Annotated in this window: 15 protein-coding genes; 6 read left to right on the top strand and 9 right to left on the bottom strand. The window is 74.3% G+C overall.

From position 1 onward, the window contains the following. Window positions 1–41: 41 nt before the first annotated feature. From IE98_RS0105380 to IE98_RS0105365, 4 genes are all read right to left on the bottom strand, one after another. Window positions 42–1,088 (bottom strand): LacI family DNA-binding transcriptional regulator, encoded by a 1,047-nt coding sequence (locus IE98_RS0105380; protein ID WP_030264946.1) that lies wholly within the window; start codon window positions 1,086–1,088, stop codon window positions 42–44. An 83-nt stretch (window positions 1,089–1,171) separates the two neighbouring features. After that, window positions 1,172–2,080 carry a carbohydrate ABC transporter permease gene (locus tag IE98_RS0105375; protein ID WP_030264945.1) on the bottom strand — a complete coding sequence of 303 codons (909 nt, stop codon included), beginning with the start codon at window positions 2,078–2,080 and terminating at the stop codon, window positions 1,172–1,174. Between the two features lie 2 nt (window positions 2,081–2,082). Next, entirely contained in the window at window positions 2,083–3,000 is a 918-nt protein-coding gene (locus IE98_RS0105370) for a carbohydrate ABC transporter permease (RefSeq protein ID WP_030264943.1), read from the bottom strand. 86 nt (window positions 3,001–3,086) lie between these two features. Continuing rightward, window positions 3,087–4,403, bottom strand: a complete 1,317-nt coding sequence (locus IE98_RS0105365) for an ABC transporter substrate-binding protein (RefSeq protein ID WP_030264939.1) — start codon at window positions 4,401–4,403, stop codon at window positions 3,087–3,089. Window positions 4,404–4,604: 201 nt separating this feature from the next. Between IE98_RS0105365 and IE98_RS0105360 the strand changes: the two genes are divergently transcribed. The 4 genes from IE98_RS0105360 (at window position 4,605) to IE98_RS50525 (ending at window position 8,313) form a co-directional block, all read left to right on the top strand. Further along, complete coding sequence (locus tag IE98_RS0105360; protein ID WP_078660785.1) at window positions 4,605–6,668, top strand: beta-galactosidase; 2,064 nt, start codon at window positions 4,605–4,607, stop codon at window positions 6,666–6,668. 260 nt (window positions 6,669–6,928) lie between these two features. Then, window positions 6,929–7,705 carry a phosphatase PAP2 family protein gene (locus tag IE98_RS0105350; protein WP_052390153.1) on the top strand — a complete coding sequence of 259 codons (777 nt, stop codon included), beginning with the start codon at window positions 6,929–6,931 and terminating at the stop codon, window positions 7,703–7,705. A gap of 40 nt (window positions 7,706–7,745) precedes the next feature. Continuing rightward, window positions 7,746–8,066: a hypothetical protein gene (locus IE98_RS50530; protein ID WP_234443413.1), complete on the top strand. Its 321-nt coding sequence runs from the start codon at window positions 7,746–7,748 to the stop codon at window positions 8,064–8,066. 46 nt (window positions 8,067–8,112) lie between these two features. After that, window positions 8,113–8,313 (top strand): hypothetical protein, encoded by a 201-nt coding sequence (locus IE98_RS50525; protein WP_234443412.1) that lies wholly within the window; start codon window positions 8,113–8,115, stop codon window positions 8,311–8,313. A 197-nt stretch (window positions 8,314–8,510) separates the two neighbouring features. Here the strand turns inward: IE98_RS50525 and IE98_RS0105335 are convergent, their stop codons facing one another. Then, window positions 8,511–9,164 (bottom strand): TetR/AcrR family transcriptional regulator, encoded by a 654-nt coding sequence (locus tag IE98_RS0105335; protein WP_078660784.1) that lies wholly within the window; start codon window positions 9,162–9,164, stop codon window positions 8,511–8,513. A gap of 84 nt (window positions 9,165–9,248) precedes the next feature. On the opposite strand from IE98_RS0105335, the gene IE98_RS0105330 reads away from it, so the two are divergent. Both IE98_RS0105330 and IE98_RS0105325 read left to right on the top strand, forming a co-directional pair. Beyond that, entirely contained in the window at window positions 9,249–9,914 is a 666-nt protein-coding gene (locus IE98_RS0105330) for a class I SAM-dependent methyltransferase (protein ID WP_030264926.1), read from the top strand. Continuing rightward, complete coding sequence (locus tag IE98_RS0105325) at window positions 9,911–10,117, top strand: hypothetical protein (protein WP_030264923.1); 207 nt, start codon at window positions 9,911–9,913, stop codon at window positions 10,115–10,117. The genes IE98_RS0105330 and IE98_RS0105325 overlap by 4 nt, the downstream gene beginning before the upstream one ends. Before the next feature lie 142 nt (window positions 10,118–10,259). On the opposite strand, the gene IE98_RS0105320 is transcribed toward IE98_RS0105325, so the two are convergent. From IE98_RS0105320 to IE98_RS0105305, 4 genes are all read right to left on the bottom strand, one after another. Beyond that, the gene (locus tag IE98_RS0105320; RefSeq protein WP_052390152.1) at window positions 10,260–10,658 is read right to left on the bottom strand and encodes a hypothetical protein; all 399 of its coding nucleotides are present in this window, start codon (window positions 10,656–10,658) and stop codon (window positions 10,260–10,262) included. After that, on the bottom strand, window positions 10,655–11,614 hold the full coding sequence (locus tag IE98_RS0105315) for a M56 family metallopeptidase (protein ID WP_030264918.1): 960 nt from the start codon (window positions 11,612–11,614) through the stop codon (window positions 10,655–10,657). Before IE98_RS0105315 ends, IE98_RS0105320 begins: the two co-directional genes overlap by 4 nt. Next, on the bottom strand, window positions 11,611–12,015 hold the full coding sequence (locus IE98_RS0105310) for a BlaI/MecI/CopY family transcriptional regulator (RefSeq protein WP_052390151.1): 405 nt from the start codon (window positions 12,013–12,015) through the stop codon (window positions 11,611–11,613). Before IE98_RS0105310 ends, IE98_RS0105315 begins: the two co-directional genes overlap by 4 nt. A 246-nt stretch (window positions 12,016–12,261) precedes the next feature. Then, the gene (locus tag IE98_RS0105305; RefSeq protein WP_030264912.1) at window positions 12,262–13,098 is read right to left on the bottom strand and encodes an undecaprenyl-diphosphate phosphatase; all 837 of its coding nucleotides are present in this window, start codon (window positions 13,096–13,098) and stop codon (window positions 12,262–12,264) included. Window positions 13,099–13,260 lie beyond the last annotated feature (162 nt).

Below are 13,260 nucleotides of genomic sequence, written 5' to 3'. Positions count from 1 at the left end.
GCCGCCGGATCGACCATCCGAGCGCGCTCCGAGGACGGTTCCTACGCCGAGTCGCGGACCACCAGTTCGGTGGGGAGGATCACGGTCGGTGCGGTCTCGCCGGCGATCTGGGCGAGCAGCAGGCGGACCATCTCGTTGCTGATCCGGTCCCAGGGCTGGCGGACGGTGGTGAGCGGGGGACGGGTGGTCAGTGCGGTGGGGGAGTCGTCGAAGCCGCCCACGGCGACGTCCCCGGGCACCGACCGGCCGGCCCGGTCGAGGGCGGTCAGCGCGCCGTCGGCCATCAGGTCGGAGGCGACGAACAGCGCGTCCAGGTCGGGTGCGGCGGCCAGCAGTTCGGCCGCGGCCGCCTCGCCGCCGGCCCGGCTGTAGTCCCCGTACGCCACCAGGCGCTCGTCGTAGCCGATGCCGTACTCGTCGAGGACCTCCCGGTAGCCGAGCAGCCGCTCCACGCCGCCGGGAGTGTCCTGCGGTCCGGCGACGGTGGCGATCCGGGTGCGCCCGGACCCGGCGAGGTGGCGGACCATGTCCTTGGCGCCCTCGCGGTCGTCCGCCGCGACGTAGCTGACCCGGCCGCGCTGGCCGAGCGGCTTGCCGCAGCAGACCATCGGGATGCCCGCCTCCCGCAGGTGCTCGATCATCGGGTTGCCGCGGTGCGAGGAGACCAGCAGCACGCCGTCCACGTGCCCCGCGGCCAGGTAGCGGGTCACCCGGCGGCGTTCCGCCTCGTCGCCGGCGGTCATCAGCAGCAGCGGGATGTCGTGCGCGGCCAGCGCCTGGGTGCAGCCGCGCAGCAGCGTGGTGAAGTTCGGGTCCTCGAAGAAGCGCTCCTGCGGTTCGGTGAGCAGGAAGGCCACGGAACCGGAGCGCTGCGTCACCAGGCTGCGGGCGGCGCGGTTCACCACGTACCCGAGCTCGTCGATCGCCGCCTCCACGGCCTCCCGGGAGGCCGGGCTGACGTTGTGGCCGCCCTGCAGCACCCGGGAGACGGTGCCGCGCGAGACACCGGCGACCGCGGCGACGTCGTGGATGGTCGGCGGCCGGCGGGGCTTGCCGGCCGAGCGGCCCTGGGTCTCTGGTTCCGTCATGGTGCTGGGTGCTTCCTTGCAGGGGCCGGGCGCCGGCCTCCTCGGTGGGGCCGGCGGGCGTGGACGGGCGGACTGGCGGACGGTCAGGACTTTACGGCCCCCGAGAGCAGATCGATGCGCCAGTAGCGCTGGAGTCCCAGGAAGAGCGCGATCAGCGGCAGGATCGACAGCAGCGCACCCGTCACCACCAGGGTGTACAGGGCGGGCGCGTTGGCACCCTGCTGCAGCAGCGAGTACAGGCCGACGGTGACGGGGAACTTCCGGTCGTCGCCGAGCATGATGTACGGCAGCAGGAAGTTGTTCCAGATCGCCACGAACTGGAACAGGAAGACGGTGACCAGGCCGGGCACCATCATCGGCAGCGCCACGCTGCGGAACAGCCGCCACTCCTTCGCGCCGTCGACCCGGGCCGCCTCGACGACCTCGTCCGGGATCGCCGCGGCCGCGTAGATCCGGGCCAGGTAGATGCCGTACGGGCTGAGGATGCTCGGCAGCAGCACCGACCAGTAGCTGTCCGCCAGGCCGGCCTTCGCCATCAGCAGGTACTGCGGCACGGCGAGGGTGATCGGCGGCATCAGCACGCCGGCCAGCAGCACGTTGAAGACGGTGGCGCGGCCCCGGAAGCGGTACTTGGCGAGCGCGTAGCCGGCGGTGCCGGAGACGGCCGCGGACAGCAGGGCGCCGGCACCCGCGTACAGGGCGGAGTTGGCCATCCACTGCCAGTAGACGCCGTCGCGGTAGTGCGACAGGTCGGTGAGGTTGCCGACCAGGCCGCTGCCGGGGGAGAGGGTGAAGGTGGTGAACAGCTCGTCGCTGCCCTTGGTGGCCGCCATCACCACCCAGAGGATCGGGATCAGGCAGTACACGGCGCCGAGCAGCAGCACCAGGGTCGGCCCCCAGGCGGGGCGGCGGCGCGGCGGGGCGGTGCGGTCGCCCGGTGTCCTCCCGGCGGCGGGAGCGGTGCGGCGGCCTTCGGCCAAAGTGGTGCTCATCGTCAGTTGCCCCCCGTGGAGCGCTTGTTGACCAGGGTGAGGAAGCCGAACGACAGGACGAGGGTCGCCACGGCGACGATCGTCGAGGTGGCGGCGGCGGAGTGGATGTCGCCCACCACGAAGGCGTCGCGGTAGACCTTCATCAGCGGGCTCCAGGTGGAACTCATCGAGTTGGTGAGCGGCTTGAGGGTCATCGGCTCGCTGAACACCTGCAGGGTGGCGATCATCGAGAAGAAGAAGGTGAGCACCAGCGAGGGCGCCACCATCGGGATCTTCACCCGCAGGGCGATCTGCAGCTCGGAGGCGCCGTCCAGCCGGGCCGCCTCGTACAGCTCCGCGGGGATCGCCCGCAGCGAGGTGTAGATGACGATCATGTTGAAGCCGGTGCCGCCCCAGACCGCGATGTTGGCGAGGGCCACGAACAGGCCGTTGCCGTGCAGCAGGTCCGGGCCGCCGATGCCGGCCTTCTCCAGCAGGAAGTAGCCGGGGCTGACGGTCGGCAGGTAGAGGAAGCCCCACAGCAGCGAGGCGACGATGCCCGGCACCGCGTACGGCAGGAAGATCGCGAGGCGGGAGAAGGACCCGAGCCGCACCCGCGGGGTGTCCAGCAGCAGGGCGAACAGCAGGGCCGCGCCGAGCATGGCGGGCACCAGCAGGGCGCCGTACAGCAGGGTGCGGCCGGAGCCGGCGAGCAGCTCCGGATCGGTCAGCGCCGAGGTGTAGTTGGACAGGCCGGCCCAGACCTCGGTGCGGGCGTGCGAGCCGAGGCCGAGGCCCTTGACCCGGACGGCGCGGAAGCTCAGGTGGAGGGCGTAGCCGATCGGCAGCGCGAAGAACAGCGCGAACAGTGCGACGGCCGGGGTGAGGAAGGCGTACGGCGCGAGGCGCCGGGCGGGGCGGGCGGCGGACGGTGACGCCATGGCGGTCCTAGGGGGTGTGCGGGGGCGGGGGCTGCTATCAGGGGCGCGTGAGGTACCTCCACGCGCCCCTCGTGGAGCAGTGCGGTTCAGCCCTGGGTGGTGAAGCCGTTCTTCTTGAGGTCGGCGACGGTGGCCTGCTGGACGGCGGTGAGTGCGGCGGGGAAGCCGGACTTGTTCTGGGCGGCCTTGCCGAAGGCGTCCTTGAAGGTCGAGTAGGCGACGTTGACGTTGGGGCCCCAGGCGGCGGGCGCGGTGTTCTTCGCGATCTCGGCGGCCCGGGTGTAGAAGTCGGGCTGGTTCGCGAAGAACTCGGGGGCGTTCGCCAGTGCGCCGCCGGTCTGCGCGGCGGTCGCTGCCGGGTAGATGCCCGCCTCCTTCACCAGCGCGGCGACGGCCTGCGGGTCGGTGTTCAGCCAGGTGGCGAACTGCGTGGCGGCGTCGGCGTGTCCGGCCTTCTCGGCGCCGGTGGTGACGCCGGTGCTGGAGCCGCCCCAGCTGCCGGTCACCGCCTCGCTGGCGGTCCACTGCGGCAGCGGCGCGATGGCCCACTTGCCCTTGGTGTCGGGTGCGGATGAGGTGAACACGCCGGGCGCCCAGACCGCGGAGACCCAGGCGAGCTGGCTGCCGTCGTTGAGCGCCTTGCTCCAGGCCGGGGTGTACATCGGCTGGTTGTCGACGGCGCCCTCGGCGACCAGGCCGCCCCAGAAGTCGGCGACCTTCCGGGTGGCGGTGTCGTCGACGGCGACCTTCCAGGCGTCGCCGGAGGCCGTCCACCACGCGGCGCCGGCCTGCTGGGCGAGGCCGGCGAACAGGCCGGGGTCGTTGGCGGAGAAGGTGGTGAGCGTCTTCGACGCGTCCTTCTGCTTCAACTGCCGGGCGGTGTCGGCGAACTCGGCCCAGGTGGTGGGCACCTTCAGGCCGTACTGGGCGAACAGGTCGGTGCGGTAGTAGAAGGCCAGGGGAGCGGTGTCCTCGGGGATCGCGTAGACCGCGTCGGAGCCCAGGGTGACCTGCTGCCAGACGCCGGCCGCGAACCGGTCCTTCGCCGTCCCGGACCGCTTGGCGATGTCCGCGAGCACGTCGTTGCTGACCAGGGTGGGCAGGGCCTGGTACTCGACCTGGACGAGGTCGGGGGCGTTGCCGGCCTTGGCCGCGGTGATGGTCTTGGTGACCAGGTCGTCGCCGGAGGCCTGCTTCTGCACGGACACCTGGACGTCCGGGTGGGAGGCGTTCCAGAGCGCCGCGACCTTGTCCATGTTCGGCGTCCAGGACCAGAAGGTCAGCTTCACCGGTCCGGCCGCGGCCGCGGTGTCACCGGAGGCGCCGCCACTGCTGCCGCAGGCGGTCAGGACGAGCGTGCCGCAGAGCGCGGCGGCCGAGGCGAGGGCGAGCCGACGGTGCATGGATCCTCCCGGGATCACGGGTGCGGGGTGGGGGATGCGGGAGCGGCGCCGGGCTTCTGAGCTCACGGAACCGCCGCTGTGCACGTTCACAGTACGGAAACCCGGACGACACTTGTCAATCCCTCACCTCGTACGGTTATCTTGCCGAAACACGGCGCACTCGCGCTGTGTACGTTCACAGTGATCGCCGATGGAGCCCCCATGGACCACCCGCTGACCCGCGACGTCACCCCGACCGCGGCCGCCGCCCCCGCCGCACGGAGCCGCCGGCCGGTCGGGCTGCCCGCCCTCGCCTACGGCGGCGACTACAACCCCGAGCAGTGGCCGGAGGAGGTCTGGGAGGAGGACGTCCGGCTGATGCAGCAGGCGGGCGTCACCATGGTCAGCGTCGGGATCTTCTCCTGGGCCCTGCTGGAGACCGAACGCGGCGTGTACGACTTCGGCTGGCTCGACCGCCTGCTCGACCTGCTGCACGCCGGCGGCATCCGGGTCGACCTCGGCACCCCCACCGTCGTGCCGCCGGCCTGGTTCTACCGCGAACACCCGGAGGCCCTGCCCGTCACCCGCGAGGGCGTCCGCCTGGAGGCCGGCTCGCGCGGCGCGATCTGCCACAGCTCGCCCGCCTACCGGGAGGCCGCCGCCTCGATCACCGAGCAGCTCGCGCTGCGCTACGCCGACCACCCCGCACTCGCCCTCTGGCACGTCCACAACGAGTACGGCGTCCCGGTCGGGGCCTGCTACTGCGAGGCCTCCGCCGAGGACTTCCGGCGCTGGCTGCGCGCGCGGTACACCGGCCTCGCCGAGCTCAACGCCGCCTGGGGGACGACCTTCTGGGGCCAGCGCTACGGCGCCTGGGAGGAGATCCGGCCGCCCCGGCTCACCCCCACCGCCGGCAACCCCGCCCAGCAGCTCGACTGGGCGCGCTTCACCAACGACACCCTGCTGGAGAACTTCAAGCGCGAACGGGACGTCCTGCACCGGCTGGCGCCCGGCATCCCCGTCACCACCAACTTCATGACCGCGCTCTCGCAGTGCGAGTCCCTCGACTACTGGGCCTGGGGCCGCGAGGTCGACCTCGTCGCCAACGACCACTACCTGGTCGCCGAGGCCCCCCGGAACCACATCAACCTCGCGATGGCCGCCGACCTCACCCGCTCGGTCGCCGGCGGCCGCCCCTGGCTGCTGCTGGAGCACTCCACCGGCGCCGTCAACTGGCAGCCCCGCAACCTGCCCAAGCAGCCCGGCGAGATGGCCCGCAACAGCCTCTCCCACGTGGCCCGCGGCTCGGACGGCGCCATGTTCTTCCAGTGGCGGGCCTCCCGGTTCGGCGCCGAGAAGTTCCACTCCGCGATGCTGCCGCACGCCGGCACCGACAGCCGGATCTGGCGCGAGGTGGTCGCCCTCGGCGCGGCGATCGGCTCGCTCGGCAGCGTCCGCGACAGCCGGGTGGTCTCCGACGCCGCCGTGCTGTGGGACTGGGAGTCCTGGTGGGCGCAGAAGCTGGAGTGGCGCCCCAGCGTCGAACTCGACGCCCGGGCCCAGGCCGATGCCTGGTACGCCGCCGCCTGGGACCGCCACCTCACCGTCGACTTCGCCCACCCCGGGGCCGACCTCGCCGGCCACCCCCTCGTCCTCGTCCCCGCCCTGTACCTCGCGACCACCGCCACCGGCGACAACCTGCGGCGCTACGTCGAGAACGGCGGCACCCTCGCCGTCGGGCACTTCTCCGGCATCGTCGACGAGCACGACACCGTGCACCCGGGCCCGTACCCGGGCGCGCTGCGCGAGGTGCTCGGCCTCACCGTCGAGGAGTTCGCGCCGCTGCCCGAGGGGCGGACCGTCCGGCTGGACGGCCCCGGCGGGCCGCTGCGGGCGGGCTCCTGGTCCGAGTTCGTGGTGCCGCGCGGTGCCGAGACGCTGTGGAGCCACACCGAAGGACCGGCCGCCGGCCTGCCCGCGATCACCCGCCACACCCTGGGCCGGGGCACCGCCTGGTACCTCTCCACCCGGCTCGACGCGGACGGACTCGACACCGTCCTCGCCCGGGTCTGCGCCGACGCCGGACTGCCCGAGCGGGCGCTGCCGCGCGATCTCGAGGTCGTGGAACGGGTCGGCGAACTCGGCCGCTACCTCTTCGCGATCAACCACGGTGACCGCGCGGCGCAGGTGCCGCTGCCCGGCGCCGGCATGGAACTGCTCACCGGACTGCTGGTCGAGGGCGTGCTGGAGGTGCCGGCGGGCGCCGTCCGGGTGGTCCACCTCTGACGGGAGGGCGGGGCGGTGCGGGCCCGTCGCGGATGTCGTCTACATTGATGTAGACCGTGTGGCGGAGTGCCCACTCCGCGACGCCCTCCGGAGAGGCCTGCCATGTCGACCCCTGCCGTCCCCGAGCCGGTCGCGTCCGGCGTGCCCGGGCCGGTCGCCCCCCGCGTGCCGCCCGCCGTCGGTGTGCCCGGCCCGCCCGGACCCCCGGCGCCGCACGCCGATCGCCCGGCCGGGGCGCAGCGCGCCGGCGAGGGGGGCCGGTGACCGCCGTGGCCGACGCGGACCGGGCCGCCGCCCGCCCCGATCGCGAGGAACCGGAACGGGCTCCGACGCCGGCGTCCGGACCCGGCAGCCGCACGGCTCCGGCCGTCCTGGCCGGAGCCTGGGCCGGATTCACCGCCCTGGCGCTGCTGCTCACCGTCCGCCACATGGCGCCGTTCGGCTGGGAGCAGGACGTCGTCCGGTGGTCCGCCGGACACCGGCCCGGCGCCGCCAGGGGCGTGGCGGTCCTGGTGACCTCCTTCGGCAGCGCCCTCGTCCCGTACGCGGCGGTGATCACCGCCGGGCTGCTCACGGCGCGCCGCGTCCCGGCCGGCCCGCGGCGGCTGCTCGTCGCCCTCGCCCCGGTCGGCTGGCTCGGTGCGGGACAACTGATGCGGATCGCGATCATGCACGGGACCGGCCGGCACCGGCCCCCCGCCGCGGACTGGGCCGTCACCGCGCACGGGTTCTCCTTCCCGTCCGGGCACACCTTCACCTCGGCCACCGCCTTCGGGCTGCTCGCCTGGGCGATCGACGGGCACCTCGCGGCGACCGGCCGTCCGCCCGCCACCCGGCGCCGCTGGGCGGCCGTGCTCCTCGGCCTCGCCGCCCTGGTGGGGCTGAGCCGGATCTACCTCGCCGTGCACTGGCCGCTGGACGTCCTCGGCGGCTGGCTGCTCGCCGCCGGCTGGCTCGCCCTGGGGGCGCTGCTCACCCGCCGCATCCCCTGGTGGCCGTCGGGTCGGCCGCGCCGGGCGGAGGCGGACGAGTCGTAGGGCGTGTGTCGACCGGCACCGGGTACGAGATCATCGGGCCGTGAACGCCGACCGTTGGACACCGCTGGACGACTCCGAACGGGACGGGTGGGGGTACGTCCCGCGCCGGACCGTCGGGCCGCTGGGCTTCGGCATGGCGCCCGCCGATGCCGTCGCGGCCATGGCGGGCTGCGGCTTCACCGCGGAGCAGCGGAACATCGGCGCGTGGCAGGCGACGCACCGTTCCCAGTGGCGCGTCGCGTTCGACAGGCCGGGCGTCCGCCGGGGCCGGTGGCCCGCGGTGACCTGCTACTTCGTCGACGGTGTCGGTCTGACGTGCGTGCTCGTCAGACGGCCTGGCCGGGCCGCAGGTCACCCATGAGGGGATCCGGCTGATCGGCCGCGTCCCGTCGGAGCTCTCCGCCGAGATGGAGGCGTACGCGATCGAACACGACGCGGTGATCCTGGCCTGCCTCGGGGGTGACCTGAGCTGCGAGGGCTTCGAGCTCGAACTGGGCGCGCAGCGTGCCGGCGACGCCGTCGTCAGCTGGGCCCTGTTCTTCGACACCGGAGAGATCGCGGGCAACTCCTGGGACATCGCCCCCGCCGAGGTCTGGCGCCACTTCTAGGAGGTCCCGAACCAGGGAGGTCCGGAACCCGGGAGGTCCCGAACCGCGGCGGCGGCAGTCTCCGACTTGGCCGTGCGGTCGAGCCGGACCGTGCCGACACGGGCGGCGGTACGGAGCCCGCCCGACGGGAGCGTCGGCTCGCCGGTGTCGGCCTGCACGCAGGCCGGCGGCACGCCGTGGTTGTTCGACCGAGGGCGTCAGCCGGCGGAGTCGCCCACCAGGAGTCGCAGGGTCAGGGTGCCGAGGGCGGATTCGGTGTCGGCCGGGTCGGGGGCGACGGTCTGGCGGAAGCGCTGCGAGGAGAGCAGGGAGATCAGCCACCAGGCGCCGACGGCGGGGTCGACGTCGGGGCGGAGGCTGCCGTCGGCGTGGCCCTGTTCGAGCAGGTCGGTGAGGGTGCGGGCGAGGGTCTGATTGCCGCGGCGGGCCGCCTCCAGGACCTCGGGTTCGCTGGTGAGGGTCATGGCGTCCTCGAAGAGCACGCCGACGGAGCCCCGGGCGTGCACCTGGGCGAGGTGCTCGGGGGCGAGGAGTTCGGTGAGCCAGGCGCCGACGGTGGGGGAGCGGCCCGCCCAGGAGCGGAGTCCCTCCGACATGAGCGCGGCCGCGTGGTCGAGGACGGCCGCGAAGACGGCCGACTTGGAGCCGAAGTTCTGGAACACGACCGGCTCGCTGACCCCGACCCGGCGGGCGACCTCGGACATCTTGCCGCGCTGGTAGCCGAGTTCGGAGAAGACCTCGGTGGCGGCGTCGAGGATCGACGCCCGGCGGTCCTCTGCGCTGAGGCGCGGGCGCCGGGTCTTCCGAGGGGCCTTCTGGTCGACCTGTCGGTCGGGCTGTGGGGCGGGCACACCGGCATCCTATCGGCCCCTTGCCAGATAACTTAGTGGCGACTAAGTTGAAGTTACTTAGTCGCCACTAAGAAAGGTTCCGGCATGGAACTCGCACGCTTCCTGCACGGCACGGCGGACTCCCGCACGGCCGGCCAGACCATCGGCCACGCACGCTCCTACGAGGCCTTCGGCGCGGTGTTCTTCGGCGGACGCCGCCGTCGCGTCTACGCCCGGCTCGCCGAACTGAGCGGCGCCCGGCCCGGCGACGCCGCGCTGGACGTCGGCTGCGGCACCGGCTACCTCACACTGCGCCTCGCCGACGCCGTCACCCCGACGGGCCGCGCGGTCGGCGTCGACCCGGCCGCCGAGGTCCTGGCGCACGCCCGTCGCAGCGCCGCCGACCGCCGCCACTGCACCTTCACCGACGGAATCGCCGAGGAACTCCCGGCGGGCGACGGCGAGTTCGACGTGGTGGCCAGCAGCCTGACGGTCCACCACCTGCCCGAGGACGTCCGCGAGCGGGCCGTCGCCGAGATGCGCCGGGTGCTGCGGCCCGGCGGACGGCTGCTGCTCGCCGACTTCCGCCCGCCGACGAGTCAGGTCGCCCGTCACCTGGTCGGTGCCGTCACCGGGCCCGTGATGGAGCACAACCCCGTCCACCTGCTGCGGCCGCTGGTCGAGCGGGCCGGCTTCACAGACGTCCGGACGGGCGACCTGCGCCCCTGGATCCACTACGTGCAGGCGGTCAACCCGGGGCCGGCCGCATGACCGCGGCCCTGCGGGCGAACCGCGTCCTGCGGATCGGGGCGGTGGCCCTGGTCACCGGTGGCCTCGGGTTCCACCTGTGGCTCGGCACGAAGGTCCCGCTGGTCGCGGTGCCGGTCGGTCTGGCGTGCCACCTCGCCGCCGGGGCGGCGGCCCGCCGCGTGCTGCGTGACCGCGTGCGCTCCCGCGGCACGGCGGCCGGGTAGCGGTCGTCGGCCCGGCCTCGGCCACCTGTGGTCGGGCAGCAAGGTCCGGGTCGGCCTGGTCTGCCGTCTCGCCGCCGGGCAGGGCCCGCCGGATGCTGCGCCACCGGGTGGGGAACGGGTCCCGGCGGTCGGGCCCGGGAGGTCAGCCGTCCGCGGGTCCGGCGAGGACGTGGACGTTGAAGGGGGCCATGTCGTTGTCGTGCTCGCGGGCGGTGAAGCCGGATCCCCTCAGGACGGCGACGAGGGCCGCGCACATGGCCGCGTGCGTCTCCCCGGAGCTCCGGACCGACGGGTGTTCGAGGTCGTGGCGCGTCATCGCGGCGACCATGTCGGCCCGCAGCCGCGGGCCCGTCCACCAGGTGACGACCACCTCGGGCTCCAGGCCGAAGAAGTGCCGGTTCCAGGTGTCGACCCGGACCTGGGCGCCGCCGTCGGCGGGTTCCTCGTCCGGCCCGGGATCGACCACCGGCAGACCCGCCGCGGTGAGGGCGTCACGGACCCGGCGGGCGAGTCGCTCCGCCGCGTCCAGCGGGTCGGTCACCGGTCGGCCGTGGCGGCGGGGGGCAAGGTGGCCTGGCCCTGTTCGACGTACTCGTGGAGGTCGTAGGCGGAGCCGAGGCCGGTGGCGGCGGTGGTGCCGACGACGGTGAGCAGGCCGGCGACGACCAGGTGGAGCAGACGGCCGCGGGGGGCCCGCGGGGCGGGGGCGAGCAGCGCGGCGACGCGGACGGGCACCGGTCCGGTGTCGGCCGCGGGCAGGGCGGCGCCGCGCGGTGCCGTGCGGCGCTCGGCGGCCGCGGCGAGGGCGCCCCGGGCGACGGCGCGGGCGGTGAGCGGGCGGTCGCCGACGGCCCGGGCCGCCTCCTCGTCCGCCCAGCGTTCCAGGTGGAGGTCGAGCGGGGCGCGCAGTCCGCGCAGTGCCGGGTGGACGGCGCCCGCGACCTGCACGGCGCGGGAGAAGACGTGGTGGCGGCCGGCCAGGTGGGCGCGTTCGTGGGCGACCAGGACGTGCCGCTCGCGGTCGTCCAGCGCGGCGAGCATGCCGGAGGTCACCACGACCAGCCCGGGCCGGCCGGGCAGGGCGAAGGCCTCGGCGGAGGCGTCCGGCACCACGACGGTGCCGTCCTCCGCGGCGAGGCCGGCCACCGCGCGCCGGGCGGTGGCGAGCTGGGCGCGCTGCGCGGCGAGCGCCCGGCCGGCGGCGGCCGTGACCGCGGCGAGCAGCAGGCCGGCCGTGGCGGCCACCGGGACGGCGGCGGGGGAGGTGGCGGCGACCCAGGCGAGCGGCAGCCGTCCGGCGGCGGCCAGCCAGGGCAGGTGCAGCAGGCCGGCGAGCAGCAGGACGGACAGGCCGACCGCCGTGCCGGCGGCGAGCAGCGCGGCGCAGCAGGCCACGGAGAGGGCGGCCCAGCGCGGGGTCAGCCGGGCAGCGAGCGCCCGGACGGCGGGTGCGGCGAGCCAGGGCAGCAGGAGCGCGGCCAGGGCGGGCGTGTTCACGCCCGCTCCGGCGCGCCGTCGATGGCGGCGTCGACGTCGGCGTCGGCGAGCAGGCTGCGCAGCAGGGCCTCGTCGCCGGGGCCGAGCGCGGAGACGAAGTGCCGCAGCACGCTGTCGCGGTCGGCGCCCTTGCTGAGTTCGGTGTGCATCCGGGAGGCGACGATGCCGGAGGCGTCCTGGGCGGCGGCGTAGACGTAGCCGCGCCCGGCGCGCTCACGGCGGACGAGGTCCTTCTCGTGGAGCCGGGTGAGGATCGTGGTGACGGTCGTGCGGGCGAGGGCGCTGCCGAGTGCGTCGTTGACCTCGCCCGGGCTGAGCGGCCGGTCGGCCTCCCAGAGGACGGCGAGGACGTCGGACTCGAGCTGCCCGTGCGGGCGCCTCGTCGCTGCGGCGTCGGACATTCCCGGTGTTCCCCTCTCCCCGTCGGACCGCGCCCGGGGCCGTGGCGGCGGCCCGGTCTCCAGGCTACGCGGCGGTGCGCGCGGCCGGGGGTGCGGTGCGGTCGGGGTGCGGTGCGGTCGACGGCGTCGACCGGGCGGACGGACGGAGGTGCTGCGGGCCGGATCGGGTGCGGCGCGCAGCGGGTGCGGACACGGCGCGGGCGGCCGCCCGGGTGGTGGGGCGGCCGCCCGTTGCGGCGGTGCGGATCAGGCGTTCAGGACGCCCGTGCCGAGCAGGCCGAGCAGCAGCGTGCCGACGACGATCCGGTAGGCCACGAAGGCGTTGAAGGAGTGCTTGGCGACGTACTTCAGCAGCCAGGCGATCGAGGCGTACGCGACCACGAAGGAGACCGCGGTGCCGACGATCAGCGGCAGCGGGTCGACGCCGGCGCCGAGGGCGTCCTTGAGCTCGTACAGGCCGGCGCCGGTGAGGGCCGGGATGCCGAGGAAGAAGGAGAGCCGGGTGGCGGCGACGCGCTCCAGGTCGAGCATCAGGCCGGCCGACATGGTGGCGCCGGAGCGGGAGAAGCCGGGGAAGAGCAGGGCGAGGATCTGGGCGGAGCCGACGATCATGGCGTCCTTGAGGCTCGTGTCGTCCTCGCCGCGCTTGAGGCGGCTCATCTGGTCGGCGGCCCACATGACGCCGCTGCCGACGATCAGCGAGCCGGCGACCACCCACAGGGAGGCGAGGGTGCCCTCGATCAGCGGCTTGGCGGCGAGGCCGACGACCACGATCGGGACGGTCGCGTAGATCACCCACCAGGCGAACTTGTAGTCGTGGTGGTACCGCTCCTCCTTGTTCACCAGGCCGCGGCCCCACGCGCCGACGATCCGGGTGATGTCCTTCAGGAAGTACAGCAGCACGGCGGCGATCGCGCCGACCTGGATGACGGCGGTGAAGCCGACCACGGACTTGTCGTCGACCGGGATGCCCATCAGGCCCTCGGTGATCTTCAGGTGACCGGTGGAGGAGATCGGCAGGAACTCCGTCACTCCCTCCACCACGCCGAGGACGACGGCTTGACCGACGGTGATCACGCTCACGTGGGACCCTTCCCGGATCTCGACCCTGCGGGCGGGCCTCCGCCCGCACGTCTACGAGAATGTAGACGTGCCGGGTGTCGACGGTCCACCCGGGTCGGCGCGGCGTGCGGGCGGGCCTCCGCGGGCGGCGCGCGACCGCCGGCCCGGCCCGCGGCGGACCGT

Origin of the sequence: Streptomyces sp. NRRL B-24484 (assembly GCF_000717715.1) — a bacterium.
Lineage (GTDB): Bacteria > Actinomycetota > Actinomycetes > Streptomycetales > Streptomycetaceae > Kitasatospora.
This window is presented reverse-complemented; position numbering and strand designations above follow the sequence as displayed.

What these genes read in the sequence shown, in the direction of transcription:
- IE98_RS0105365 (WP_030264939.1), bottom strand. Translation starts at nt 4,403, where the DNA reads ATGCACCGTCGGCTCGCCCTCGCCTCGGCCGCCGCGCTCTGCGGCACG.
- IE98_RS50525 (WP_234443412.1), top strand. Translation starts at nt 8,113, where the DNA reads ATGGAGGCGTACGCGATCGAACACGACGCGGTGATCCTGGCCTGCCTC.
- IE98_RS0105370 (WP_030264943.1), bottom strand. Translation starts at nt 3,000, where the DNA reads ATGGCGTCACCGTCCGCCGCCCGCCCCGCCCGGCGCCTCGCGCCGTAC.
- IE98_RS0105325 (WP_030264923.1), top strand. Translation starts at nt 9,911, where the DNA reads ATGACCGCGGCCCTGCGGGCGAACCGCGTCCTGCGGATCGGGGCGGTG.
- IE98_RS0105360 (WP_078660785.1), top strand. Translation starts at nt 4,605, where the DNA reads ATGGACCACCCGCTGACCCGCGACGTCACCCCGACCGCGGCCGCCGCC.
- IE98_RS0105375 (WP_030264945.1), bottom strand. Translation starts at nt 2,080, where the DNA reads ATGAGCACCACTTTGGCCGAAGGCCGCCGCACCGCTCCCGCCGCCGGG.
- IE98_RS0105380 (WP_030264946.1), bottom strand. Translation starts at nt 1,088, where the DNA reads ATGACGGAACCAGAGACCCAGGGCCGCTCGGCCGGCAAGCCCCGCCGG.
- IE98_RS0105310 (WP_052390151.1), bottom strand. Translation starts at nt 12,015, where the DNA reads ATGTCCGACGCCGCAGCGACGAGGCGCCCGCACGGGCAGCTCGAGTCC.
- IE98_RS0105330 (WP_030264926.1), top strand. Translation starts at nt 9,249, where the DNA reads ATGGAACTCGCACGCTTCCTGCACGGCACGGCGGACTCCCGCACGGCC.